This window comes from Pseudomonas sp. R1-7 (genome assembly GCF_051132105.1).
Lineage (GTDB): Bacteria > Pseudomonadota > Gammaproteobacteria > Pseudomonadales > Pseudomonadaceae > Aquipseudomonas.
Genome location: NZ_CP071661.1, coordinates 2,219,006 through 2,243,832, shown reverse-complemented (window position 1 = coordinate 2,243,832; position 24,827 = coordinate 2,219,006). Strand labels below are relative to the sequence as shown.

Annotated in this window: 17 protein-coding genes and 1 pseudogene; 17 read left to right on the top strand and 1 reads right to left on the bottom strand. The window is 60.2% G+C overall.

Features of this window, described 5'->3' with window-relative positions:
* Positions 1-32 precede the first annotated feature (32 nt).
* The 14 genes and pseudogenes from nuoG to J3P79_RS10065 all read left to right on the top strand — a co-directional run bounded on the left by nuoG (position 33) and on the right by J3P79_RS10065 (position 18,759).
* Complete coding sequence (gene nuoG, locus J3P79_RS10130) at positions 33-2,747, top strand: NADH-quinone oxidoreductase subunit NuoG (protein WP_434610130.1); 2,715 nt, start codon at positions 33-35, stop codon at positions 2,745-2,747.
* On the top strand, positions 2,744-3,751 hold the full coding sequence (gene nuoH / locus J3P79_RS10125) for an NADH-quinone oxidoreductase subunit NuoH (RefSeq protein ID WP_039592869.1): 1,008 nt from the start codon (positions 2,744-2,746) through the stop codon (positions 3,749-3,751). Before nuoG ends, nuoH begins: the two co-directional genes overlap by 4 nt.
* 11 nt (positions 3,752-3,762) lie before the next feature.
* The gene (nuoI, locus tag J3P79_RS10120; protein WP_024779320.1) at positions 3,763-4,311 is read left to right on the top strand and encodes an NADH-quinone oxidoreductase subunit NuoI; all 549 of its coding nucleotides are present in this window, start codon (positions 3,763-3,765) and stop codon (positions 4,309-4,311) included.
* 9 nt (positions 4,312-4,320) lie between these two features.
* On the top strand, positions 4,321-4,821 hold the full coding sequence (gene nuoJ / locus J3P79_RS10115; protein ID WP_434610127.1) for an NADH-quinone oxidoreductase subunit J: 501 nt from the start codon (positions 4,321-4,323) through the stop codon (positions 4,819-4,821).
* A gap of 4 nt (positions 4,822-4,825) precedes the next feature.
* Complete coding sequence (gene nuoK / locus J3P79_RS10110; RefSeq protein ID WP_003180046.1) at positions 4,826-5,134, top strand: NADH-quinone oxidoreductase subunit NuoK; 309 nt, start codon at positions 4,826-4,828, stop codon at positions 5,132-5,134.
* The gene (gene nuoL / locus J3P79_RS10105) at positions 5,131-6,984 is read left to right on the top strand and encodes an NADH-quinone oxidoreductase subunit L (protein ID WP_434610124.1); all 1,854 of its coding nucleotides are present in this window, start codon (positions 5,131-5,133) and stop codon (positions 6,982-6,984) included. The genes nuoK and nuoL overlap by 4 nt, the downstream gene beginning before the upstream one ends.
* A 39-nt stretch (positions 6,985-7,023) precedes the next feature.
* The gene (nuoM, locus tag J3P79_RS10100; RefSeq protein WP_305495566.1) at positions 7,024-8,556 is read left to right on the top strand and encodes an NADH-quinone oxidoreductase subunit M; all 1,533 of its coding nucleotides are present in this window, start codon (positions 7,024-7,026) and stop codon (positions 8,554-8,556) included.
* A gap of 7 nt (positions 8,557-8,563) precedes the next feature.
* On the top strand, positions 8,564-10,027 hold the full coding sequence (gene nuoN, locus J3P79_RS10095; RefSeq protein ID WP_003203388.1) for an NADH-quinone oxidoreductase subunit NuoN: 1,464 nt from the start codon (positions 8,564-8,566) through the stop codon (positions 10,025-10,027).
* A gap of 233 nt (positions 10,028-10,260) precedes the next feature.
* Positions 10,261-12,600 (top strand): annotated as a pseudogene (locus J3P79_RS10090) (type VI secretion system Vgr family protein); the annotation flags it as partial.
* Between the two features lie 1,016 nt (positions 12,601-13,616).
* The gene (locus J3P79_RS10085) at positions 13,617-14,135 is read left to right on the top strand and encodes a hypothetical protein (protein ID WP_434610121.1); all 519 of its coding nucleotides are present in this window, start codon (positions 13,617-13,619) and stop codon (positions 14,133-14,135) included.
* A 239-nt stretch (positions 14,136-14,374) separates the two neighbouring features.
* A complete protein-coding gene (locus tag J3P79_RS10080; protein WP_434610119.1) occupies positions 14,375-16,420 on the top strand; it encodes a lipase family protein in 2,046 nt (681 codons plus the stop codon).
* Positions 16,421-16,448: 28 nt separating this feature from the next.
* Positions 16,449-17,222, top strand: coding sequence for a hypothetical protein (locus J3P79_RS10075; protein ID WP_434610118.1), 774 nt, complete (start codon positions 16,449-16,451; stop codon positions 17,220-17,222).
* Positions 17,219-17,992, top strand: coding sequence for a hypothetical protein (locus J3P79_RS10070; RefSeq protein ID WP_434610115.1), 774 nt, complete (start codon positions 17,219-17,221; stop codon positions 17,990-17,992). The genes J3P79_RS10075 and J3P79_RS10070 overlap by 4 nt, the downstream gene beginning before the upstream one ends.
* Positions 17,989-18,759, top strand: a complete 771-nt coding sequence (locus tag J3P79_RS10065; protein WP_434610113.1) for a hypothetical protein — start codon at positions 17,989-17,991, stop codon at positions 18,757-18,759. The genes J3P79_RS10070 and J3P79_RS10065 overlap by 4 nt, the downstream gene beginning before the upstream one ends.
* Positions 18,760-18,939: 180 nt before the next feature.
* Here J3P79_RS10065 and J3P79_RS10060 read toward each other — a convergent pair whose 3' ends face one another.
* Positions 18,940-19,920: an IS5 family transposase gene (locus J3P79_RS10060; RefSeq protein ID WP_434610111.1), complete on the bottom strand. Its 981-nt coding sequence runs from the start codon at positions 19,918-19,920 to the stop codon at positions 18,940-18,942.
* An 84-nt stretch (positions 19,921-20,004) separates the two neighbouring features.
* Between J3P79_RS10060 and J3P79_RS10055 the strand changes: the two genes are divergently transcribed.
* Genes J3P79_RS10055 through J3P79_RS10045 form a run of 3 tightly spaced genes read left to right on the top strand, consistent with a single transcriptional unit; the run spans position 20,005 to position 24,758 of the window.
* Complete coding sequence (locus J3P79_RS10055; RefSeq protein ID WP_434610109.1) at positions 20,005-20,271, top strand: PAAR domain-containing protein; 267 nt, start codon at positions 20,005-20,007, stop codon at positions 20,269-20,271.
* Between the two features lie 3 nt (positions 20,272-20,274).
* Positions 20,275-21,435, top strand: a complete 1,161-nt coding sequence (locus J3P79_RS10050) for a hypothetical protein (protein WP_434610107.1) — start codon at positions 20,275-20,277, stop codon at positions 21,433-21,435.
* Positions 21,432-24,758: an ImcF-related family protein gene (locus J3P79_RS10045; RefSeq protein ID WP_434610105.1), complete on the top strand. Its 3,327-nt coding sequence runs from the start codon at positions 21,432-21,434 to the stop codon at positions 24,756-24,758. The genes J3P79_RS10050 and J3P79_RS10045 overlap by 4 nt, the downstream gene beginning before the upstream one ends.
* Positions 24,759-24,827 lie beyond the last annotated feature (69 nt).

Genomic DNA, 24,827 nt, shown 5'->3' with positions numbered 1-24,827 from the left:
GCTGACACCGGGCCAACGAAGAACTTTGAACCATGGCCACTATCCACGTAGACGGCAAAGAGCTCGAAGTCGATGGCGCAGACAACCTGTTACAGGCTTGTCTGTCGCTGGGCCTCGACATTCCTTATTTCTGCTGGCACCCCGCCCTTGGCAGCGTTGGCGCTTGTCGCCAGTGCGCGGTCAAGCAGTACACCGACGAGAACGACAAGCGTGGTCGGATCGTCATGTCCTGCATGACCCCCGCCACCGACGGCAGCTGGATCTCCATCGATGACGAAGAAGCGAAAGTCTTTCGCGCCAGCGTCGTCGAATGGCTGATGACCAACCACCCCCACGACTGCCCGGTCTGTGAGGAAGGCGGCCACTGCCACCTTCAAGACATGACCGTGATGACCGGCCACAACGAGCGCCGTTATCGCTTCACCAAGCGCACCCACCAGAACCAGGACCTCGGCCCGTTCATTTCCCACGAAATGAACCGCTGCATCGCCTGCTACCGCTGCGTGCGTTTCTACAAGGACTACGCGGGCGGCACCGACCTGGGCGTATTCGGCGCCCACGACAACGTGTACTTCGGTCGCGTTGAAGACGGCACCCTGGAAAGCGAGTTCTCCGGCAACCTCACCGAGGTCTGCCCGACCGGTGTGTTCACCGACAAGACGCACTCCGAGCGTTACAACCGCAAGTGGGACATGCAGTTCTCGCCGAGCATCTGCCATGGCTGCTCCAGCGGCTGCAACATCAGCCCGGGCGAACGCTACGGTGAACTGCGTCGCATCGAAAACCGCTTCAACGGTTCGGTCAACCAGTACTTCCTGTGCGACCGTGGCCGTTTCGGCTATGGCTACGTCAACCGCAAGGACCGTCCACGCCAGCCGCTGCTGGCCAACGGCGCCAAGCTGAGCCTGGACGAAGCGTTGGACAAGGCCGCCGAACTGCTGCGCGGACGCAACATCGTCGGCATCGGTTCGCCTCGCGCCAGCCTGGAAAGCAACTACGCCTTGCGTGAACTGGTCGGCGCCGAGCACTTCTACAGTGGCATCGAGGCCGGCGAGCTGGAACGCATCCGCCTGGTGCTGCAAGTGCTCAATGACAGCCCGCTGCCCGTACCGACGATGCGCGACATCGAAGACCACGACGCGGTGTTCGTCCTTGGCGAAGACCTGACCCAGACCGCCGCCCGCATGGCCCTGGCCCTGCGCCAGTCGGTCAAGGGCAAGGCCGAGGACATGGCCGACGCCATGCGCGTCCAGCCGTGGCTTGACGCCGCCGTGAAGAACATCGGCCAGCACGCGCTGAACCCGCTGTTCATCGCCAGCCTCGCTGAAACCAAGCTCGACGACGTGGCCGAAGAATGCGTCCACGCGGCCCCGGACGACCTGGCGCGCATCGGTTTCGCCGTGGCCCACGCCCTGGACGCCAGCGCCCCTGCGGTCGACGGCCTGGACAGTGAAGCAGCCGCCCTCGCCCAACGCATCGCCGACGCCCTGCTGGCGGCCAAGCGCCCGCTGATCATCGCCGGCACCTCCCTGGGTTCCAAGGCGCTGATCGAAGCCGCGGCCAACATCGCCAAGGCCTTGAAGCTGCGCGACAAGAACGGTTCCATCAGCCTGGTCGTGCCGGAAGCCAACAGCCTCGGCCTGGCCATGCTCGGTGGCGAATCGGTCGATGCAGCCCTGCAAGCCGTGATTGACGGAAGCGCCGACGCTATCGTGGTGCTGGAGAACGATCTGTTCACCCGCACTGACAAGGCCAAGGTCGATGCTGCGCTGAACGCCGCCAAGGTCGTGATCGTCGCCGACCACCAGAAAACCGCCACCACCGACCGCGCCGACCTGGTGCTGCCGGCGGCGAGCTTCGCCGAAGGCGACGGTACGCTGGTCAGCCAGGAAGGTCGCGCCCAGCGCTTCTTCCAGGTTTTCGACCCGCAATACCTGGACGCCAGCATCCTGGTCCACGAGGGCTGGCGCTGGCTGCACGCCCTGCGCGCCACCCTGCTGAACCAGCCAATCGACTGGACCCAGCTGGACCACGTCACCGCCGCCGTTGCTTCGAGCAGCCCGCAACTGGCCGGTGTGGTCGACGCCGCGCCGTCCGCCGCGTTCCGCATCAAGGGCCTGAAGCTGGCGCGCGAACCGCTGCGCTACTCCGGTCGTACCGCGATGCGCGCCAACATCAGCGTCCATGAACCGCGTACCCCGCAGGACAAGGACACCGCGTTCGCCTTCTCCATGGAAGGCTACTCGGGCTCCGCCGAACCGCGCTCGCAAGTGCCGTTCGCCTGGTCGCCGGGCTGGAACTCGCCACAAGCCTGGAACAAGTTCCAGGACGAAGTCGGCGGTCACCTGCGCGCCGGTGATCCGGGCACTCGCCTGATCGAAAGCCAGGGCGATGGCCTGGGCTGGTTCGCCAGTGTTCCGCGGGCCTTCAATCCGGCACCAGGCACCTGGCAGGTCGTACCGTTCCATCACCTGTTCGGCAGTGAGGAAAACTCCTCCCGGGCCGAGCCGGTACAGGAACGCATCCCGGCCGCCTACGTGTCGCTCGCCAAGTCCGAAGCCGATCGCCTGGGCGTCAACGACGGTGCCCTGCTGAGCCTGAACGTGGCCGGCCAGACCCTGCGCCTGCCGCTGCGCATCAATGAAGAACTGGGCGCCGGCCTGGTGGCCCTGCCGGCTGGCCTGGCGGGTATTCCACCGGCTATTTTCGGCAAAACCGTCGACGGTCTGCAGGAGGCAGCGCAATGAGCTGGTTCACCCCTGAAGTGATCGCCGTGATCCTGACGGTCCTCAAGGCCATCGTGGTCTTGCTGGCCGTGGTGGTCTGCGGCGCGTTGCTGAGCTTCGTCGAACGTCGCCTGCTGGGCTGGTGGCAGGACCGCTACGGTCCGAACCGCGTTGGCCCGTTCGGCATGTTCCAGATCGCCGCCGACATGGTGAAGATGTTCTTCAAGGAAGACTGGACGCCACCGTTCGCCGACAAGGTGATCTTCACCCTGGCACCGGTCGTGGCCATGAGCGCCTTGCTGATCGCCTTCGCGGTCATCCCGATCACCCCGACCTGGGGCGTGGCGGACCTGAACATCGGCCTGCTGTTCTTCTTCGCCATGGCCGGCCTGTCGGTGTACGCGGTGTTGTTCGCCGGTTGGTCGAGCAACAACAAGTTCGCCCTGCTCGGCAGCCTGCGGGCCTCGGCCCAGACCGTGTCCTACGAAGTGTTCATGGGCCTTTCGCTGATGGGCATCGTGATCCAGGCCGGTTCGTTCAACATGCGCGACATCGTCGAGTACCAGGCGCAGAACCTGTGGTTCATCATTCCGCAGTTCTTCGGCTTCTGTACTTTCTTCATCGCGGGCGTGGCCGTGACGCACCGTCACCCCTTCGACCAGCCGGAAGCGGAACAGGAACTGGCCGACGGTTACCACATTGAATATGCCGGCATGAAATGGGGCATGTTCTTCGTTGGCGAGTACATCGGCATCATCCTGATCTCGGCATTGCTGGTGACGTTGTTCTTCGGTGGCTGGCACGGTCCGTTCGGCATCCTGCCGCAACTGTCCTTCGTGTGGTTCGCCCTGAAGACCGCGTTCTTCATCATGCTGTTCGTCCTGCTGCGCGCCTCGATCCCGCGCCCACGCTACGACCAGGTGATGGATTTCAGCTGGAAATTCTGTCTGCCGCTGACCCTGATCAACATGCTGGTGACCGCTGCGATCGTTTTGATGAACGCGCCTGCGGCCGCGGTTCAGTGAGGATTTGACCCATGTTCAAATATATTGGCGACATCGTTAAGGGTACCGGTACCCAGCTGCGAAGCCTGGTCATGATCTTCGGCCATGGCTTTCGCAAGCGCGACACCCTGCAATACCCGGAAGAACCGGTCTACCTGGCACCGCGTTATCGTGGGCGCATCGTCCTGACCCGCGACCCCGACGGCGAAGAGCGCTGCGTAGCCTGCAACCTCTGCGCCGTGGCATGTCCGGTGGGCTGTATCTCCCTGCAGAAAGCCGAAACCGAAGACGGTCGCTGGTACCCGGACTTCTTCCGTATCAACTTCTCGCGCTGCATTTTCTGCGGCTTGTGCGAGGAAGCGTGCCCGACCACCGCGATCCAGCTCACGCCGGATTTCGAAATGGCTGACTTCAAGCGTCAGGACCTGGTGTACGAGAAAGAAGACCTGCTGATTTCCGGTCCCGGTAAAAACCCTGATTACAACTTCTATCGTGTTGCAGGTATGGCCATTGCCGGTAAGCCGAAAGGCGCCGCGCAGAACGAAGCCGAACCGATCAACGTGAAGAGCTTGCTGCCTTAAGGAAGAAAGATGGAATTCGCTTTCTATTTCGCATCGGGTATCGCGGTGGTCTCCACACTTCGTGTGGTCACCAATACCAACCCCGTGCATGCCCTGCTCTACCTGATCATTTCGCTGATCGCCGTGGCCATGACCTTCTTCGCCCTCGGTGCACCGTTTGCCGGTGCCCTGGAAGTGATCGCCTACGCCGGCGCCATCATGGTGCTGTTCGTGTTCGTGGTGATGATGCTCAACCTCGGCCCTGCGGCAATCCAGCAGGAACGCGACTGGCTCAAGCCGGGCATCTGGGCAGGACCGGTGATTCTCGCCGCCCTGCTGCTGGGTGAACTGCTGTATGTGCTGTTCGCCCACCAGAGCGGCCAGGCCATCGGCCACACCACCGTAGACGCCAAGGCCGTGGGCATCAGCCTGTTCGGTCCGTACCTGCTGGTGGTCGAACTCGCCTCGATGCTGCTGCTTGCCGCAGTCGTCACGGCGTTCCATTTGGGCCGTAACGAGGCGAAGGAGTAATCACATGCCTGCTATCCCTCTCGAGCATGGTCTGGCGGTCGCCGGCATCCTGTTCTGTCTCGGTCTGGTCGGCCTGATGGTCCGCCGCAACATTCTGTTCGTGCTGATGAGCCTGGAGGTCATGATGAATGCCTCCGCCCTGGCCTTCATCGTCGCGGGCGCTCGCTGGGCCCAACCGGATGGACAGATCATGTTCATCCTGGTGATCAGCCTGGCAGCCGCCGAGGCCAGTATCGGCCTGGCGATCCTGTTGCAGCTGTATCGCCGCTTCCACACTCTCGATATTGACGCTGCCAGCGAGATGCGCGGATGAACCTTCTTTTCCTGACTTTCATATTTCCCCTCATCGGTTTCCTGCTGCTGTCGTTCTCCCGTGGACGCTGGTCGGAAAACCTTTCGGCGCTGGTGGGCGTGGGTTCCATCGGCCTGTCCGCCATTGTCACGGCCTACGTGATCTGGCAATTCAACGTCGCACCGCCGGAAGGTGGCGCGTACGTGCAGGTGCTGTGGCAGTGGATGGCGGTGGAAGGCTTCACGCCTAACTTCGCCCTCTACCTGGACGGCCTGTCGGTGACCATGCTTGGCGTGGTGGTCGGCGTGGGTTTCCTGATCCACCTGTTCGCCTCCTGGTACATGCGCGGTGAGGCCGGTTATTCGCGTTTCTTCGCCTACACCAACCTGTTCATCGCCAGCATGCTGTTCCTGGTGCTCGGCGATAACCTGCTGTTCCTGTACTTTGGCTGGGAAGGCGTGGGCCTGTGCTCGTACCTGTTGATCGGTTTCTACTACAGCAACCGCAACAACGGTAACGCCGCACTCAAGGCGTTCATCGTGACCCGGATCGGCGACGTGTTCATGGCCATCGGCCTGTTCATCCTGTTCCAGCAACTGGGTACGCTGAACATCCAGGAGCTGTTGGTCAAGGCACCCGAGCACTTCAAGGCCGGCGACTTCTGGATCGTCCTGGCGACCTTGATGCTGCTGGGTGGCGCTGTCGGTAAATCCGCGCAACTGCCACTGCAGACCTGGTTGGCGGACGCGATGGCGGGCCCTACCCCGGTTTCGGCACTGATCCACGCCGCGACCATGGTGACCGCTGGTGTCTACCTGATCGCTCGTACCCACGGCCTGTTCGCCCTGGCGCCGGACATCCTGCACCTGGTCGGCCTCGTTGGCGGCGTGACCCTGGTGCTGGCCGGTTTTGCCGCACTGGTCCAGACCGACATCAAGCGCATCCTCGCCTACTCGACCATGAGCCAGATCGGCTACATGTTCCTGGCCCTGGGCGTCGGTGCCTGGGAAGGCGCGATCTTCCACCTGATGACCCACGCCTTCTTCAAGGCCCTGCTGTTCCTTGCCTCCGGTGCAGTGATCGTTGCCTGCCACCACGAACAGAACATCTTCAAGATGGGCGGCCTGTGGAAGAAACTGCCGTTGGCCTACGCCAGCTTCATCGTTGGCGGCGCGGCCCTGGCGGCCCTGCCACTGGTCACCGCCGGTTTCTATTCCAAGGACGAAATCCTCTGGGAAGCGTTCGCCAGCGGTAACCAAGGTCTGCTGTATGCGGGCCTGGTGGGTGCGTTCATGACCTCGCTCTACACCTTCCGCCTGATCTTCATCGCGTTCCACGGTGAAGCCAAGACCGAAGCCCACGCCGGCCACGGCATTGCCCACTGGCTACCGCTGTCGGTGCTGATCGTGCTGTCGACCTTCGTCGGCGCCATGATCACTCCGCCGCTGGCCGATGTGCTGCCGCAAAGCGTCGGCCATGCCGGCGGCGAAGCCAAGCACAGCCTGGAAATCGCCTCGGGCGCCATCGCCCTGGCGGGTATCCTGCTGGCCGCCCTGCTGTTCCTGGGCAAGCGTCGCTTCGTCACGGCAGTCGCCAACAGCGGCATCGGGCGTTTCCTTTCGGCCTGGTGGTTCGCTGCCTGGGGCTTCGATTGGATCTACGACAAACTGTTCGTCAAGCCATACCTTGCGATCAGCCACATTCTGCGCAAAGACCCGCTCGACCAGACCATTGGCCTGATCCCGCGCATGGCCAAGGGCGGCCACACTGCCCTGAGCCGTACCGAGACCGGTCAACTGCGTTGGTATGCGGCTTCCATGGCGGCTGGCGCCGTGCTGGTTATCGGCGCCATCGTGCTGGTAGCGGTCTGATATGAACCTTGCGAACTTGCGAAAGGAAACGAGCCCGTCATGATTCTGCCCTGGCTAATCCTGATCCCCTTCATCGGCGGCCTGCTGTGCTGGATGGCGGAGCGCTCCAGCTCCACCCTCCCGCGCTGGATTGCGCTGCTGACCATGTCCCTGGAACTCGCACTCGGCCTCTGGCTGTGGGCGACCGGCGACTATTCATTTGCACCGGCCCCTGGCGCCGATCCAACCTGGGCGCTTGAGTTCAAGCACACCTGGATCGAGCGCTTCGGCATCAGCGTGCACCTGGCCCTCGACGGCCTGTCGCTGCTGATGATCCTGCTGACCGGCCTGCTGGGTATCCTCTCGGTACTCTGCTCCTGGAAAGAGATTCAGCGTCACGTCGGTTTCTTCCACCTGAACCTGATGTGGATCCTGGGCGGTGTCGTCGGCGTGTTCCTGGCGCTGGACCTGTTCATGTTCTTCTTCTTCTGGGAAATGATGCTGGTGCCGATGTACTTCCTCATCGCGCTCTGGGGTCACAGTTCTTCGGACGGCAAGAAGACCCGGATCTACGCGGCGACCAAGTTCTTCATCTTCACCCAGGCTTCCGGCCTGATCATGTTGGTGGCGATCCTTGGCCTGGTCCTGGTGAACTTTAACAACACCGGCGTGATTACCTTCAACTACGCCGACCTGTTGAAAGTGCAGATGTCGCGCACCACCGAGTACGTGCTGATGCTGGGCTTCTTCATCGCCTTCGCGGTGAAGCTGCCGGTGGTGCCGTTCCACTCCTGGCTGCCGGACGCCCACGCCCAGGCGCCGACCGCAGGTTCCGTTGACCTGGCGGGTATCCTGTTGAAGACAGCAGCCTATGGCCTGCTGCGTTTCGCCCTGCCGCTGTTCCCGAATGCCTCGGCCGAGTTCGCGCCGATTGCCATGACCCTGGGCCTGATCGGGATTTTCTACGGTGCGTTCCTGGCGTTCGCCCAGACCGACATCAAGCGCCTGATCGCGTTCTCCAGCGTTTCGCACATGGGCTTCGTGCTGATCGGGATCTACTCCGGCAGCCAACTGGCCCTGCAAGGCGCGGTGATCCAGATGCTGGCCCACGGTCTTTCGGCGGCGGCGCTGTTTATCCTCAGCGGCCAGTTGTACGAGCGCCTGCACACCCGTGACATGCGTGAAATGGGCGGCATCTGGTCGCGCATCGCCTACCTGCCGGCCATCAGCCTGTTCTTCGCGGCCGCTTCCCTGGGCCTGCCGGGCACCGGCAACTTCGTCGGCGAGTTCCTGATCCTGATCGGCTCGTTCGTCAGCGCCCCATGGATCACCGCGATTGCCACGTCCGGCCTGGTGTTCGGTTCGGTCTATTCGCTGATCATGATCCATCGCGCCTACTTCGGTCCGGCCAAGTCGGACGAAGTGCTGCGTGGCATGGACGGTCGCGAACTGATCATGGTGCTTGGCCTTGCGGTGCTGCTGGTCTACCTCGGCGTTTATCCGCAGCCGTTCCTCGACACTTCCGCCGCCACGATGCATGGCGTGCAGCAGTGGCTCGGCACCGCCTTCTCTCAACTCGCTTCGGCCCGGTAAGAGCGCTATGGAATTCACGATTCAACACTTTATCGCGCTTGCGCCGCTGTTGATCACCAGCGCCACGATCATCGTGGTGATGCTGGCGATCGCCTGGCGGCGCAATCACTCGCAGACCTTCCTGCTGTCGGTGGCGGGGCTGAACCTGGCCTTGCTGTCGATTCTGCCGGCCCTGAAAGTCGCTCCATTGGCGGTCACGCCGCTGATCCAGATCGACAGCTTCGCCTGCCTGTACATGGCGCTGATCCTGGTCGCCACCCTCGCCTGCGTCACCCTCGCCCACGCCTACCTGGGTGATGGCGGTTCGGGTTACCCGGGCAACCGCGAAGAACTGTACCTGCTGATCCTGATGGCCGCCGCCGGTGGCCTGGTCCTGGTCAGCGCGCAGCACCTGGCCAGCCTGTTCATCGGCCTGGAGCTGCTGTCGGTGCCGGTCTACGGCCTGGTGGCCTACGCCTTCTTCAACAAACGCTCCCTGGAAGCCGGCATCAAGTACATGGTGCTGTCGGCGGCCGGTTCCGCGTTCCTGTTGTTCGGCATGGCCCTGCTCTACGCCGAAGCCGGCACCCTGAGCTTCGTCGGCATCGGCCAGGCCCTGGCGGCCACCGGCCTGCCTAGCCCGATCGCGCAATTGGGCCTGGGCATGATGCTGATCGGCCTGGCGTTCAAGCTGTCGCTGGTACCGTTTCACCTCTGGACCCCGGACGTCTACGAAGGCGCCCCGGCGCCCGTGGCGGCGTTCCTCGCCACCGCATCGAAAGTGGCGGTGTTCGCGGTCATGGTGCGGCTGTTCCAGATCTCGCCAGTGGCGAGCAGCGGCGTGCTGAGCAACGTGCTGACCATCATCGCCATCGCGTCGATCCTGTTCGGTAACCTGCTGGCGCTGACCCAAAGTAACCTCAAGCGTCTGCTGGGTTACTCGTCCATCGCCCACTTCGGATACCTGCTGATCGCCCTGATCGCCAGCAAGGGTCTGGCCGTGGAAGCCATCGGCGTGTACCTGGTCACCTACGTGATCACCAGCCTCGGCGCCTTCGGCGTGATCACCCTGATGTCCTCGCCGTACAACGGCCGCGACGCCGACGCCCTGTACGAATACCGCGGCCTGTTCTGGCGCCGTCCGTACCTGACCGCCGTGCTGACCGTGATGATGCTGTCCCTGGCCGGCATCCCGCTGACCGCCGGCTTCATCGGCAAGTTCTACATCATCGCCACCGGCGTCGAGGCTCACCAATGGTGGCTGGTCGGCTCCCTGGTGCTGGGCAGTGCCATCGGCGTGTTCTACTACCTGCGCGTCATGGTCACCCTGTACCTGATGGAACCGAACCTGCGTCGCCACGATGCCGAGTTGCACTGGGAACAGAAGGCAGGCGGCGTGATGCTGCTGGCCATCGCCGTGTTGGCGTTCTTCCTCGGTGTGTACCCGCAACCGTTGCTGACCCTGGTTCAGCAGGCTGGTTTGACGGGCTGATTGCCCGGACGCCGTCACCTCGAAAAAGCCCGTATCGCGAGATACGGGCTTTTTTTTGTTTGCTTGTAGGCAACTTCCTAAGGAATAGGAAAGCCCCTTTATAGGATGATTCTGAATATTCAGAACGGGCGGTTTACCTATGGTGCCTGCCCTGCCCCCTGAGCCAATCTGGTCCCCCTCGACAATACAAACCACACGCCATGAGCGTGGGTTACCCAGGGGCGACCTTCAGCATGTCCGATCCACTCCCGACCTTCTTCGACCACAGCCGCCACACCCTGCGAGTCTCCGACCTCGACGCCCACCTCGACGTCCTGGCCTTCACCGGCGAGGAACACCTGAGTCGTCCCTACCTCTACCGCATCGAGTTCACCTGCACCGAGCACGACCTGGCGGCCACCGACGTGCTCAACCGGTGGGCACATTTCAACCTGTACCCCGTGCCGCCACCGCCGACGCCCAGGGGCTTCACACCGCCGGTGATCAAACCGTTGCGCTCGTTTCATGGCGTGATCTCAGGCTTCAGGCGCCTGTCCGGCTCCAACGACGAAGCTCGCTACGAAATCACCCTGCGACCGCGTTTCGCGCGGCTCGCACGGGGCAAGCAATTCAGGATCTACCAGCAGCAGTCGGTGCCCGAGATCGTCGAGCACATCCTGCGCACGCGCCATGATTTCCGGGGCGAGGAGTTCTATTTCAACCTGGTGCGCCAGTACCCCCGGCGTGAACAGGTCATGCAATACGACGAGAGCGACCTGGCCTTCGTCGAGCGCCTGCTGGCCGAGGTCGGCATCTGGTATCGCATCACCAGCGACGATCGCCTGCACATCGACGTGGTGGAATTTCACGACGACCAGCGGCACTACCAGCGCGGCGTCAAGTTGCCGTGTCGGCCGCCGTCCGGCTTGACCGCCGATGGGCAGGACGCGGTCTGGAACCTGCAGACCGCCCATCAGGTGGTGGAAAAGAACATCAACTTTCGCGCCTACCATCACCGCGAGGCCCATGCCTTCCTGGACGGCGAAGTCGACCACACCCGGGGCGCCAAGGGCACCTACGGCGAGGCCTATCACTACGCCGAACCCTACACGGTGCTGGGCGAGCGCTATGCCCTGGACGAAGACCTGCAAAGCGAAAGCGGTTTCTTCTACGCCCGCCTGCGCCACGAACGCTACCTCAACGACCAGACCCGACTCAGCGGCACCACCAGCAGCGCCACCCTGGCCCCGGCGCAGCGGCTCAAAATCACCGGCGGTGCGCCAAAGGCCTTCGAGCCCGGCGCGGTGATCGTCAGCCTGCGCACCGAAGCGGCCCGCGACCGCAGCTTCATCGCCACCTTCCAGGCCATTCCCTACTCGGAAACCGTGTGCTTTCGCCCGGCGCTGCTGCCCAAGCCGCGCATGAGCGGCACCATCCCCGCCCGCATCAGCCACCCGGTGGTCAACCCGCCGTACGCCGACCTCGACTTCGAAGGCCGCTACAAAGTGCGCTTCCTGTTCGACCGCGACACCTGGCAAGCCGGCCGCGAAAGCGCCTGGCTGCGCCTCGCCCGGCCCTACGGCGGCGACACCCACGGCCTGCACTTCCCGTTGCAGGCCGGCACCGAAGTGGCGATCGCCTTCGAACACGGCGACCCCGACCGCCCCTACATCGCCCACGCCCTGCACGATGACCGCCACCCGGACCCGGTCACCGCCCGCAACGAACGCCGCAACGTCCTGCGCACCCCGACCAACAACAAACTGCGCCTGGACGACACCCGCGGGCAGGAGCACATCAAGCTCAGCACCGAACACAGCGGCAAGAGCCAGTTGAACCTGGGGCACCTGGTGGATGCCGAGCGGAACAAGCGTGGCGAAGGGTTTGAGTTGCGCACCGATGGCTGGGGGGCGATTCGCGGTGGCAAGGGGGTGTTTATCAGTGCGGATGAGCAGGTCAAGGCCAAGGGTGAGCAACTCGACATGACAGCCGCCATTGATCAGCTGGAAAGTGCACTTTCCTTGGCGCGGTCCCTGGCCGAGGCGGCCCGTAGCGCTCAAGCAACGCCGAGCGACATCGACAGCCTGCAACGCCTGAACCAGGCACTTAACGGCTTGAAGCAACCGGGCGTAATGCTGCACGCCCCAAGCGGGATCGGCATGATCAGCCCCGAAGCCGTATGCCTGGCCTCCGGCGCCGAAAGCATTGGCATCATCGCTGCCCACAACGCTGATATCAGTGCAGGGCACGACATTACCGCCACCGCGCAGGGCGGCATCAGCGTAGTGGCCAAGGAAGCTGGGATACAACTCAAGTCTGCCGGAGGAAAAATCGAGCTACATGCTCAAGGCAACGATCTTCACGCCTTGGCGAAGACTGATGTGAAGATCGAAAGTGTTCAAGGGCGCGTAGAAATCAGCGCACCGCAGGAGCTGGTGCTCAACTGCGGTGGCGCCTACATCCGCCTGAAAGACGGTGATATCGAGCTGGGTGCGCCGGGCAATATCTATTTGAAGGCCACCCATGTGGAAAAAACCAAAGGGGCCAGCCTGAACACACCCGCATCCCCTTTACCGGCCGGTTATGCCGCCGGCTATACGCTCAAAGACCACGTCCAGGCTGTGATGCCGTTTGCCCGCTATCGCGTTACGACCCAACAGGGGGATGTGTTCAATGGGGTAACGGACAGGGACGGGCGGACCATGAGTGTCAATACCTTGGTGCCAGGGGATTTGCGGGTTGAATTGCCTGAGGCAGTTTTTGACGAACAACTTCGCTTGATCGGTCCTAACGGTGATTTGGCAAGCAATCTCAGATATTCGGTCACCTTGGTGGATGGCAGCACCATGGAAGGCGTGACGGATGAACAGGGTTACACGGGGCGCCTCGTAACCGAAAAACCCATACAGGTCACTCAGCTGAAGCTCTTTCCTCCTGAAAAAATGGAATCTTTCTGCTGCGCGGCACTTAACGCTCAGACGTCACTGGACATTGATTTGAGGCCCTTGGACGTTTCTACCAACGACACGAATGTCGGTACTTCCACCCGAAACGTCCCGCTGCCTGAAGGCAAAAAACGAGCGCTGACTGCGGGCGAGATCGCCATGGCTAGAACTGTATTCAAAGATGCAATCAACTATACGAAAGTCAAAGTACATCACGGTGGGTGGTGGTTGTTTCTGGGGTTTCAGAATACCGCTGTTACACCCAATGGGGAGATGTACTACCCAGCAAGTACCGAGTACTACAGGGACGATTTCTCCAATACGATAGATGGGGAGTACAAGGCTTTGTTTATGCATGAGATGACTCATGTTTGGCAGCATCAACTTGGCTACCCTGTGAAACATAAAGGTATGTCAGTGAGCAGTCGCGGGGCAGAGGCGTACAAGTATATTTTGAGCGCCGGCGGGCTTTTTTCTGATTACAACATGGAGCAGCAAGGAGAGATTGTTTCCGACTATTACATGATTTGCATTATGGGGGACGCCCGTGGCGTGTGGAATAAGCGAAACTCTACACAAAGCCCTGGTCTTCTCGCCTCAACAGTAGCGGGGCTTCTGGCAGCACCTGCCAGCAAGGCTAATCTTCCAAATAAGGCGTAGAACATATGAAGTACATAATGTTTTATCTGTTTGGTGTTTCTCTGGCGCTTGGTACTTCGGCTAACGCGACATCATTTGGGCGCAAGGCTAATGCCGATATTGCTACGATTGACAACAAGCCGGCCATCTGTTTGCCAAACAATGACAGTTCAGTATTCAGGTTGGGATGGGTATCCCTATCCGAGGGGGGTGTCAGAAACCCCGCATCTTGGGGGATCGCACTAAGAGAGGGTGCTCAGCCGACAGTACTGCATCCCGGCGACTGCGTTGTTTTTGGTACGGTTCCAGATGGCTATGAGAGTGACGACCTAAAAGTAAAAGCTCGACCTTTGAAACTTGAGATCAATAGGGCCTATATCTTTCGATTGAGTGACGCTTACCGTCCAAGAGATACGTATGCGGTTATTTTTTCCATCGGTAGGGCTACGGATGGAACCCTGGAATATCTTCAGTACGATCGAACCATTGAGTATGGCGAGCTGGTTCCACCCCGCCACGCTAGTCAGGGCGCTAATGATAAATAGCCTTTGCCAATTTGCGGAGTGTCGATGACTCAGTGGTCTTCAATAAGATTTATCAGCATTCGCGCTCGCTGGAGGTATTGAAAATTGGCTCCGTTCATTTTTACAGGGATGACTTTATTTTTGTGAACAAATGAACGGCGTTGACTGGCTTGTTTGCGAATAGCGGCATGGTTTTATCTGCGTTGGGCGCAGACCCATTCGCTACGTAAGGACACATTAATTATTAAGGATCGATCGATATGAACGACACCCGGCACCGTACGGATACGCTGAATCCATTCAAAGTCATTACCGTGGGCAAACAGAAACAGCATTGGATTGAACTCCAGTTACTGGACGAACACGGTGAACCCTTGGCGAACATGCCCTTCCGTGCGCAGAACGAGGCCACGCGCACCGCTTATGTACCCGAATACGCCGGCATCAGCGATGCCGATGGGGTGATCCGTATCGAGGGTCTGCACCCGCTGGCCATCACCTTGTTGCTGGACGCCAACTCACTGGCCGGGCAGCTGCAAACCCGTCGTTTGCGCGCCGAACGGCCTGAGCCGCCCAGGCCTGTAATTGGCGACCGCACCCCGCTGCACAGTCCGCAGCGTTCGGGTTTTTCTCCAATCGAACGCCAGGCCATTGAAGCCGGACATGGCTACCATTATTTGCGTATCGGCCATTTGTGCGATCGGCTGCCCGATCTGTCCCCGCCATTGACCGACCCCAATCAACCGCCGGCCTTTCATTTCCCGGACCGGACGTTCAGTGGTTTTACGGTCGACGATGAACAACTGGACCGCCGCCATGTGCTGGAGGTTTGTCCGCTCCGGGCCTGGTCGCTGGTGCTGCATCACCAACCGGAGTACAGCCTTGCCAATGCCTACAACCTGGGGCTGATGAGCATCCTGTCGTACAGCAGATGGCCGGAGCAGGACCGAGGTTCCGTCAAGGAATTTTTCGACCAGCAATGCCTGGACCTTTCACGTACGCCGAGGATATGGGACGGGGGTCAGAATTGGCCTTGTCTGGTCAGTGATGTGCCTTTTGATGAGCGCTATACAACGGCCGAACCGTTGGACACCAGCAAAGCAGAGCCGCCGGAAGGAGATACACAATTGTTCTACGCCATCAGTGCGTCCCAGGTGTTGGTGGCCTGGCGCGGCACAGAGATGGCCTACCCCTTTACCGACCTGGCGACAGACGTGACCTTTCGACCGGTCCAGCCAGAAGTTGCGGCCAACTGCGAACCCAAGGTGCCCTGTGCGGATTTGACTTCGGAAGGGAGCGTGCATCTGGGCTTTCGCGATGCCTATGAAGTCGCAAGAAGGATTTATGCCTATGATTTGGGCAAGACGATTTATGTTGAAGCTCGTGATAAAGAATTGTTTATCTGCGGCCATAGTCTTGGTGGCGCCCTCGGGCTGATTCATGCCGCCTCACTGCAGACGCACAATCCTCTGCTGTATACCTACGGCATGCCGCGCACCTTCACCCTCAAGGCTGTGCAGGGCCTAGGCGAGTTACAACACTTCCGGCACGTCAACGACACCGACACCATCCCCAGCGCACCGCCCGAAGCGGCGCTGGATAATTACCTGTACGACTTGTATGGCCCGTTAGGCACGACCCTGGGATTTACCTGGTCATTGCTCCAGCTAACAGCCAGCGCGGTGTTCAAACATGGCGATCCTTTTTGTCACCACGGCGAAATCGCCATGTTCTTCAGAGCCGAACAACACGTGCAGGAACGTGGCTCGCAATACCCGGCCTATCGCAACAAGGATGGGCTCGGCGCGCCTTACTACACCACCATCGCTCGTCCCCTGCATGAAAAGGCCAAGTTCTACCTCGTACCCAGCCTGAGTCCTGAGGATGACCAACAGGCCAAGCAAGCGCAAGAAGGCCTGATCGGCACGCTGCGACCGGGTGATCGGGCCCGATATTTCCCACCCCAGGGCAACCCCAAGAAGGGCCGACTGAGTGGCCTCGGCAACCATTTCATGTCCGAGTATCAACCCTACCTGCACAACCATCTGCTGGAGTCGATCAACCCCGAGCGGGAGCCCTTGATGAAGGAGCAGCTTGAGCGACAACGCTTTGAGCAGCAGATGCACGAGCATTTCAGCCACATCCATGAACACGAGCGGGACCGTAACCGGGTCTTCCTGGGTTTGCAGGGTTTGCTGCCCCAGGCTTTGGGTACCACACGGGACGTCGAGGGCGGTATCGAGGCGCTACAACGCTTCGATGCCGTGGCCAACCCGAATACCTACTTTACGAAAACCTGGAGCTGAGTCCGTCGACACGACCAAGGAGTGGATCATGATCAAAAAAATACCCATCGCCATAGTGACAATGCTCATCAGCCTCAGCGGTTGCGCCAAGGACTACAGCCTGGCACCACCGGCGGACAGCGAAAAAGTGACGGTAACGGTAAAACTGCCCAAGGAGCTGAAAACCGAAACCATGTGGGTGATGTATCGCTCGGCCACTTGTAAGCGCATCAGCTATGGCGCTAGTGGCCAACGTACCGAACGGGATGGCCATAACTCCGTTTATAAAGAATTCGAACGCCAGGGGCGGAGTGATATTTATCAAGTCGAGCTACCCAAAGATGGGGGCGGCGCATGCCAATGGCATCTGGCCAATGTCACCTTCGGTGTTGCTTATGCCGATCCCGCTCGCTTTGGTGAAAACATAATTCCTGGAGGAGGCGGTGGAGTTGTGGTGATCTTCGATCACAACAACTCTCCACGAGGAGGAGCTGACTTCAAAGTAGATGGAGACTTAACGATACAAAAAGATTATTACCCCTGGGTCGATGAAGAGTTCTTGGGACCATACAGAAAGACTGTCAGTTTGACTGGCGAAGGCAAAATTTATCTCAGCTATCAAGCGTTGCAAGCACGGCGAGTACACTTCGAACCTGTCCTGCATCTCGATTTTGTTGTTTATTCAGCTGGACCTAAAATTAAGAGGAAGGGTAATCACACCATTTTCACTTATCCCGGCGGTAGTGTAGTCGCTGATGGTAGAGCCAAGCCTGACTTTATAAAACTCCAAGCCATTCGCCTGGCTGCGGAGAACAATAAATGAAATCCATTCTCCCGGTTATATTTATCACTTCGTTCGCGAGCCTCAATGGCTGCGCCAAGGACTACAGCCTGGCGCCACCGGCGGACAGCGAAAAAGTGACGGTAACGGTGAAAGTGCCTAAGGATCTGACAACGAGACCCATGCAGGTCATTTACCGTTCCACCATCTGTACGTTCACCGACCACACGGCAATGGGTAAGCCTTATCAACGTGACGATTATCAGCGAGCTGATATATGGCCTGTGCGTCAAGGACAGAGTGACCTCTATCGAGCCGAGCTGCCTGTGGATGGTGGCGGCGCGTGCCAATGGCGCTTGAGCAACGTCACCTTCGGCGTCGTTTATGCCGACCCGACTCGTTTTGGCGAGAGCGTGGTTGTTGGTGGCGGCGGCGGCATTGTGGTCATCTTCGATCACAACAACTCTCCACGGGGAGGAGCAGACTTCAAGATCGATGGTGACTTAATGATCAAGAAGGATTACTACCCATGGTTAAAGGAAAACTTCCTAGACGGATATGTAAAGCGCATCAGTTTGGCAGGCGAAGCTAGTCTCTACCTCAAGTATCAAGCCCTACAGGCCAGGCAAGTATTTTTCGAACCCGTACTGCATTCCAATTACCTGGTCACCTCTGAAGGAACAAAAGTACATAAAGTCGGAAGCTTCATTAAATTCACCTACCCCGACGGCACCGTGGTGGCCGATGGTTCACATAATCCCGACCTGCGCAAGCTACAAGCCATTCGCCTGGCCGCGGAGAACAAAAAATGAGATCAGTTCTCCCGGTTATATTTATCACTTCGTTCGCGAGCCTCAGCGGATGCGCCAAGGACTACAGCCTGGCGCCACCTGCGGACAGCGAAAAAGTAACAGTGACAGTGAAAGTGCCTAAGGATCTGACAGCGAGGCCCATGCAGGTCATTTACCGTTCCACCATCTGTACATTCATCGACCACACGGCAATGGATAAGCCTTATCAACGTGACGATTATCAGCGAACTGATATATGGCCTGTACGTCAAGGACAGAGTGACCTCTATCGAGCCGAGCTGCCTCTGGACGGTGGCGGCACGTGTCAATGGCGCTTGAGCAATGTGACCTTTGGCGTGGCTTACGCCGATCCGGCTCGTTTTGGTGAGAGCGTGAATTTTGGCGGCGGCGGCGTGGTGGTAATTTTCGACCACAACAACTCCCCACGCGGGGGAGCCGATTTCAAAGTGGAAGGAGACTTAACAATAAAAAAAGATTATTACCCGTGGGTAAGTGAGGCATTTCTCGGGGGGTATAAGAAACACGTAAGTCTGGCCGGCGAAGGCAATCTCTACCTTAAGTATCAAGCGCTACAGGCCCGGCAAGTATTTTTCGAACCCATACTGCATTCCAATTACCTGGTCACCTCCGAAGGAACGAAAATACATAAAGTTGGAAGCTTCATTAAATTTACCTACCCCGACGGCACCGTGGTGGCCGATGGTTCACATAATCCGGACCTGCGCAAGCTACAAGCCATTCGCCTGGCAGCGGAGAACAAAGAATGAAGCGACTTGTTCCCGTTCTGCGTGAAGCAAGCTCAATCAGTTATTAACTAACCTTAGGGATGCTCCGATCAACTTGTCGCACGGCGGCGGCAAGTCGAAATTTCCTCGGGACGCACCGCTATTTGCCAAAAAACGACCGATGCTTCGTGTATTGAGGGCTATTTCGTCTGGTCTTCCGTGTTAAGCACGCAACTCGCCCATACCCATCAGCTGTTTTCGAGCCATCCACAGGTTTGACAGGGCGAACAGCGTGGTCAACTGAGCTGTGTTTTTCATCAGTCCACGAAAGCGCACTTTAACGTAACCAAACTGCCGCTTGATCACCCGAAACGGATGCTCAACCTTGGCCCGTGTCTGAGCTTTGCAGTACTCGATCTTGCGTTTGGCTTTGTACAGCAGGCTGCGTTTATTCAACTTGGAATAGGTGCTGCGGCGCGCGGCGATTTGCCAGATCACTTCACGATTTTCATGCTCTTCACGCTTCTCGACACCGGTGTATCCAGCGTCCGCATACACCGCGTTTTCTTCGCCGTGCAGTAGCTCGGCGACCTGTGTGACATCGGCCACATTGGCGGCGGTGCCATGGACGTGATGAACCAATCCCGACTCTGCATCGGCGCCAATATGGGCCTTCATCCCGAAGAAATACTGATTACCTTTCTTGGCCTGATGCATCTCGGGATCGCGCTTGCCTTCCTCGTTCTTGGTGGAACTGGGGGCATGAATAATGGTGGCATCGACGATAGTGCCTTGACGCAGCGACAGGCCTTTTTCTTGTAAATAACCGTTGATGACCGCGAGGATCGCAGGTGCGAGTTGATGCTTCTCCAGCAAGTGCCGGAAGTTCATGATCGTAGTGTCTTCCGGGATCGGCGCGCTCAACGTCAGGCGTGCGAATTGGCGAATGGGCGTGATTTCGTAGAGCGCTTCTTCCATGGCCGGATCGCTCAGGGAGAACCAGTTCTGCAACAGATGGATGCGCAGCATGGTTTCCAGCGGATACGGTTTACGGCCACCGCCGGCCTTGGGGTAGAACGGCTCGATCAGTCCCAGCAGGCCTGTCCAGGGCACGACCTGATCCATCTCAGCGAGGAAGCGTTCGCGGCGTGTCTGCTTACGTTTTCCGGCGTATTCGAAATCGGAAAAGCTCATCTGGCTCATGGGCAGCTCGGATCAGGTTGTCAGGCGTATTTCAGCACAGTTGAAGACTTGTTCGGAGATTCCTTAGGAACAGGAGTTCTGAATATGTCACAAGGATTTGTTTTGCTGGGTGATAAAACCACTCACAACGGAGAAGTCATCTCAGCTTCTTCCACGATGATTATCAAAGGCAAACCCGTAGCGCTGGTCGGCGATAAGGTCCTCTGTCCGATACCGGGGCATGGGATCAATTCCATCGTCGAAGGCTGCGGGGAATGGTCCGAGAATGGTCGCGAAATGGTGGTCAACGGTTGCCGCAGTGAGTGCGGTTGCCAGTTGATTTCCAGCGCACCCGATTGCGCGGTGGGCTGAGCCATGGGTTGGGATCGTCAGGCATCCGAAGTGGTGAAGGCCCCGGCACCTATCGTGCTGGGTCGCTGGGTATTTGGGGCAGGCGCGGCGGTGTTGGCGTCTGTTTTGCTGTTCCTGCTACATGCCGCCGAACATCTGCCGGTAATGCAGACATTGAACATCTGGGCATTTTCCGGCTCGCCGTTGCTGGCTTGGGCATTGGCGTTCGGTGCCCGCGCCTATGCCTATGGTGGGGCGCTGAGTCATCACCAGTTCCTGCAAGCGGAGGCGCAGGATGCGCAACACGCCTGGCAGGACTGGGCGCATCGTTATATGGCTGTGCAGGCCAGTTGTGTGCTGTTGCCAGATCGCGTCTCTGCCAGCGTCGTCGTTCAAGATGGACTTAACGTGCCGCCTCGAACTGGACAGGCACGGCGCATTGCCGAGGTTCAGCAGCAGCCACAACGGGCGCACTCCGGACTGTCATTGCTGTTGTCGGCGCTGGAGCCGGCCGCGCGAGTTTTGCCGGTAAGACAGCCGCTGCGGGTCACTCTGCTGAACGATATCGAGCCCGGACAATACGCCGCGTTGCGCGAGGCATGGCATCAAATCTGGGTCACCGACATGGGATTGCCGCCGCCGGAGTCGGTCACCGTATCGGCTGAATTGTCATACCAGTGGATCGACGAAACGCTGAGGACAGGCAGTACCGCCGCTGAGTTGATCCTGGTGCTGCAACTACAGGGCGGGTCGGTGTACTCGGATGGCTTGGCTGCCTTGCTGTTGTGCCCGGACAGGTTGGCGCTTGCGTGGAAGTTACCGGTAGTCGGCGGCTTGTTGCGTCCCATGCCGCTGGATATCAACCGCTTGCCCGAGGAATTACCGATATTCCTGCAATCCCAAACCAACGCTCTTCAAGCGACCGGCCTGTTGGCTGATGCCGCTGACCTGCAACCGTTGATAGGCCAACTCTTCGCCGCCGGCGGTGCTCTGGGCGCTTCGCTCGAAATAGGGCAGCAGTGGGTTCAGGAGCGCCTGTCTGGGGCGACAGGGCCGTTCAGTCATTGGCTGACGGCAGCGCTGGGTGTGGAGATGTCCAGGCACCAACAATGTCCTTTGTTGCTCTTGGCGGAAGATGAATCAGGGCATTGGATCAGCACCGTGACGACCGGAGAGATCGCATGAGAACCTTCAGTAATTTATGGCGCCGCGCGGGTGCAGCGGTGTGGCTCATCACGCTGACTGCGCTTTCGGGATGGGCTATCTGGGTTTACGGCGAACGGGTTGGCTTAGTGGACGATGCCCAGAAGCTGTTGGCATTGTTATTGATCATGACCATGGCTGTGCTGGGGTATCTGGCACCTCTTTTATTGATCTATCTCAAGCGGCAGTTCCACCGTGAGCACGAATTGGCGAATAGAGCGCGCCCTCACGAAGATGCGCATTTGGCGCTGCCCCCTCAATCAGGTTCTGAATACTCCGAACTGCGTAATTACCTCCACCACCTATACGGCCCCCTCTGGCGCCACAAGGTCCGTCTCCTGCTCATCGTCGGCGAACCCACCGAGATCACCGCCATCGCCCCGCAGCTGGCGGATAAGAAGTGGCTCGAAGGCCAGCGCACCGTGCTGTTGTGGGGCGGCAGCCTCCAAGAGAGCCTGGAAAATCCTGTGCTCGACCCATGGCTCAACCTACGCCGTTGGCGCCCACTGGACGGCGTCGTCTGGGCACTGACCCCGGAGCAAGTCTGCGATGCAGTGGCGCTGGCCAAGGGCATGCGCCATTTGCAGGGGTTGGCGCGGCGGATGCGCCGGCAGTTGCCGTTGCACTTGTGGCAGGTGTGCGAAAGCACCTGGTCCCAGGAGGGTCGCGAGCGTCAGCCGGTGGGTTGTCTGCTGCCTGCCAAGGTCACGTCGGCAGCGCTGGTGGATTGCCTGGAGGAACTGGTCGAGCCTTTGCGTCACCAAGGCATCGTGCAGATGAAGCTCAATAAGCAGATGCACCACGATTTCCTGCTGCGCTTGTCCCGGGATTTGCAGGCCGATGGCATCGCCCGCTGGCGTCAGGCGCTGGCGCCGTCGTTGAGTGGATTCAATCCGGGGGTGAGGCTGCGGGGGCTGTGGTTCAGCCAGCCGCTGCGCGGGACTGAAAATGCTGAAGGCGAGCATTTCTGGTGGCCGGATCCGGTGTGGCATGGCGTTCAGCGTGACAAGGCTGTCGGCGCGCGGCTGGGCTGGGGCGCGCCGCGAGTCGCCTACGGGCTGTTGCTGGGGTTGGCGCTGGTGGGGGGCGCGGGGATGGTGACGTCGTTCGTCAGCAACCGGGCGCAGATCGTCCAGGTGCAGGCCGTGTCGACGGCGTTGCAGCAGGCATCGACCCCGGAGGCACAATTGCTGGCGCTCAACGAACTGGTCCACGTGCTGGCGCGCCTGGATCACCGCCTCGCATACGGGGCACCGTGGTATCAGCGCTTTGGCTTGAACCGCAACCAACAGTTGCTCGAAACGCTCTGGCCGCGTTATGTCGAGGCCAATAACCGCCTGGTGCGCGACCCGGCGGCGGCGCGCTTGCGCGAGCAGCTGGAGGCGTTGGTCAAGCTGGCACCGGGCAGTCCCCAGCGGGTCGAGCGCTCGGCGGTTGCCTATGATCAGCTCAAGGCGTACCTGATGATGGCGCATCCGGAAAAAGCCGAGGCGCAGCTTCTGGTCAAGACGCTTGCCCAGGCTGATCCCACCCGAGAGGGCGAGTCAGCCGGGCTCTGGCGAACGCTGGCGGCGAACTTCTGGCAGTTCTACGCCGAGCAACTGGCCGCGCACCCCGACTGGCGCATCGAGGCCGACCCTCGGTTGGTGGCGCAGGTGCGCCAGGCCTTGCTCGACCAGTTGGGCCAGCGCAACGCCGAGGCCAGCCTGTATCAACAGGTGCTGGACGACGCGGCCCAGCATTACCCGGCCCTGGGCCTGGTGCAAATGGTCGGCGACACCGAGGCTGCCGGGCTGTTTTCCAGCAAGGCCCGCGTGCCGGGGGTGTTCACACGCCAGGCCTGGGAGGGCCAGGTGCGCCAGGCCATCGACGAGATCGCCCAGGCGCGGCGCGAGGAAATCGATTGGGTGCTCAGCGACAGGCCCGGCGAGGTCGATGCCCGGTTGACGCCGCACGAACTCAAGACGCGCCTGACCGAGCGTTATTTCCAGGACTACGCCAGCGCCTGGCTGGTGTTCCTCAACAGCCTGCGCGCCCGTGAACCGAAAAGCCTGGACGCGGTGATCGACCAATTGACGCTGATGAGCGACGTGCGTCAATCGCCGCTGATCGCGCTGCTCAACACCCTGGCCTATCAAGGCCAGGCGGGCACTCGCGCACCGGCCCTGAGCGACTCGCTGATGAAGTCCGCGCACAAGCTGATCGGACCGCAGACGGCGCCGCTGATCGACCCACGGGTGGATTTGCCAGGTGGACCGCTGGACGCCACCTTCGGACCGCTGCTGACCCTGGTCAAGGGCGGCACTGACAGTTTGAGCCTGCAGGCCTACCTCACCCAAGTGACCCGGGTGCGCCTGAAACTGCAACAAATCAGCACCGCCAGCGACCCCATGGAAATGACCCAGGCATTGGCGCAGACCGTGTTCCAGGGCCGTGGCATCGACCTGACCGACACCCAGTCCTATGGCCGGTTGATGGCGGCCAGCCTGGGCGCGCAATGGGCCGGCGTTGGCGAAACGCTGTTCGTGCAGCCGCTGGAACAAGCCTGGCAGCGGGTGCTGCAACCGTCGGCGGCGGGCCTTAACAGCCAGTGGCAGCGCTCGATCGTCGGGCATTGGAACGCGGCCTTCGCCGGGCGTTATCCGTTTGCCGCGACCGCCAGCGATGCTTCGTTGCCGATGCTGGGGCAGATGATCCGCGCCGACACCGGGCGCATCGAGCGCTTCCTGCACAGCCAGTTGAGCGGCGTACTGCGCAAGGAGGGCAACCGCTGGGTGGCCGATCCACGCCATGGCCGTGGCTTGCGGATCAATCCGCAGTTCCTCGCGGCGGTCAATCAACTGAGCGACCTGGCCGACGTGCTCTACACCGACGGCGGCCTGGGCTTGAGCTTCGAGCTGAGCGGCAAAGGCGTGCGCGATGTGGTGCAGACCACGTTCATCCTCAACGGCGAAAAACACGAGTACTTCAACCAGAAGGAACGCTGGCAGCGCTTCGGCTGGCCGGGACGCAGCGATTATCCCGGGGTCAGCCTGACCTGGACCAGCGTCCACACCGGCGAGCGGCTGTTCGCCGACTACGCCGGCACCTGGGGGCTGATCCGCTTGCTGGAACAGGCCAGGTTCACGCCACTGGACGACGGCGACAGCCGCTATCGCATGGTGCTCAAGGCCCCCGATGGCCTGGGCCTGACCTGGCACCTGCGCACCGAGCTGGATGCCGGGCCGATGACGTTGCTCAAGTTGCGCGGGTTCAAGTTGCCGGGGCGGATATTCCTGGAGGGGCGCGGGGCGGCGGAGGGATAGGTGCGCTGGACGATGCCTGTATCATCCGCAGGATAACTAACACCGTGGATGTGCGGGGCTATGCTTGAA

Bases quoted from the DNA above. Each gene is read 5' to 3' on its own strand.
- nuoG (WP_434610130.1), top strand. From the start codon at position 33: ATGGCCACTATCCACGTAGACGGCAAAGAGCTCGAAGTCGATGGCGCA.
- nuoH (WP_039592869.1), top strand. From the start codon at position 2,744: ATGAGCTGGTTCACCCCTGAAGTGATCGCCGTGATCCTGACGGTCCTC.
- nuoI (WP_024779320.1), top strand. From the start codon at position 3,763: ATGTTCAAATATATTGGCGACATCGTTAAGGGTACCGGTACCCAGCTG.
- nuoJ (WP_434610127.1), top strand. From the start codon at position 4,321: ATGGAATTCGCTTTCTATTTCGCATCGGGTATCGCGGTGGTCTCCACA.
- nuoK (WP_003180046.1), top strand. From the start codon at position 4,826: ATGCCTGCTATCCCTCTCGAGCATGGTCTGGCGGTCGCCGGCATCCTG.
- nuoL (WP_434610124.1), top strand. From the start codon at position 5,131: ATGAACCTTCTTTTCCTGACTTTCATATTTCCCCTCATCGGTTTCCTG.
- nuoM (WP_305495566.1), top strand. From the start codon at position 7,024: ATGATTCTGCCCTGGCTAATCCTGATCCCCTTCATCGGCGGCCTGCTG.
- nuoN (WP_003203388.1), top strand. From the start codon at position 8,564: ATGGAATTCACGATTCAACACTTTATCGCGCTTGCGCCGCTGTTGATC.
- J3P79_RS10085 (WP_434610121.1), top strand. From the start codon at position 13,617: ATGAAGTACATAATGTTTTATCTGTTTGGTGTTTCTCTGGCGCTTGGT.
- J3P79_RS10080 (WP_434610119.1), top strand. From the start codon at position 14,375: ATGAACGACACCCGGCACCGTACGGATACGCTGAATCCATTCAAAGTC.
- J3P79_RS10075 (WP_434610118.1), top strand. From the start codon at position 16,449: ATGATCAAAAAAATACCCATCGCCATAGTGACAATGCTCATCAGCCTC.
- J3P79_RS10070 (WP_434610115.1), top strand. From the start codon at position 17,219: ATGAAATCCATTCTCCCGGTTATATTTATCACTTCGTTCGCGAGCCTC.
- J3P79_RS10065 (WP_434610113.1), top strand. From the start codon at position 17,989: ATGAGATCAGTTCTCCCGGTTATATTTATCACTTCGTTCGCGAGCCTC.
- J3P79_RS10060 (WP_434610111.1), bottom strand. From the start codon at position 19,920: ATGAGCCAGATGAGCTTTTCCGATTTCGAATACGCCGGAAAACGTAAG.
- J3P79_RS10055 (WP_434610109.1), top strand. From the start codon at position 20,005: ATGTCACAAGGATTTGTTTTGCTGGGTGATAAAACCACTCACAACGGA.
- J3P79_RS10050 (WP_434610107.1), top strand. From the start codon at position 20,275: ATGGGTTGGGATCGTCAGGCATCCGAAGTGGTGAAGGCCCCGGCACCT.
- J3P79_RS10045 (WP_434610105.1), top strand. From the start codon at position 21,432: ATGAGAACCTTCAGTAATTTATGGCGCCGCGCGGGTGCAGCGGTGTGG.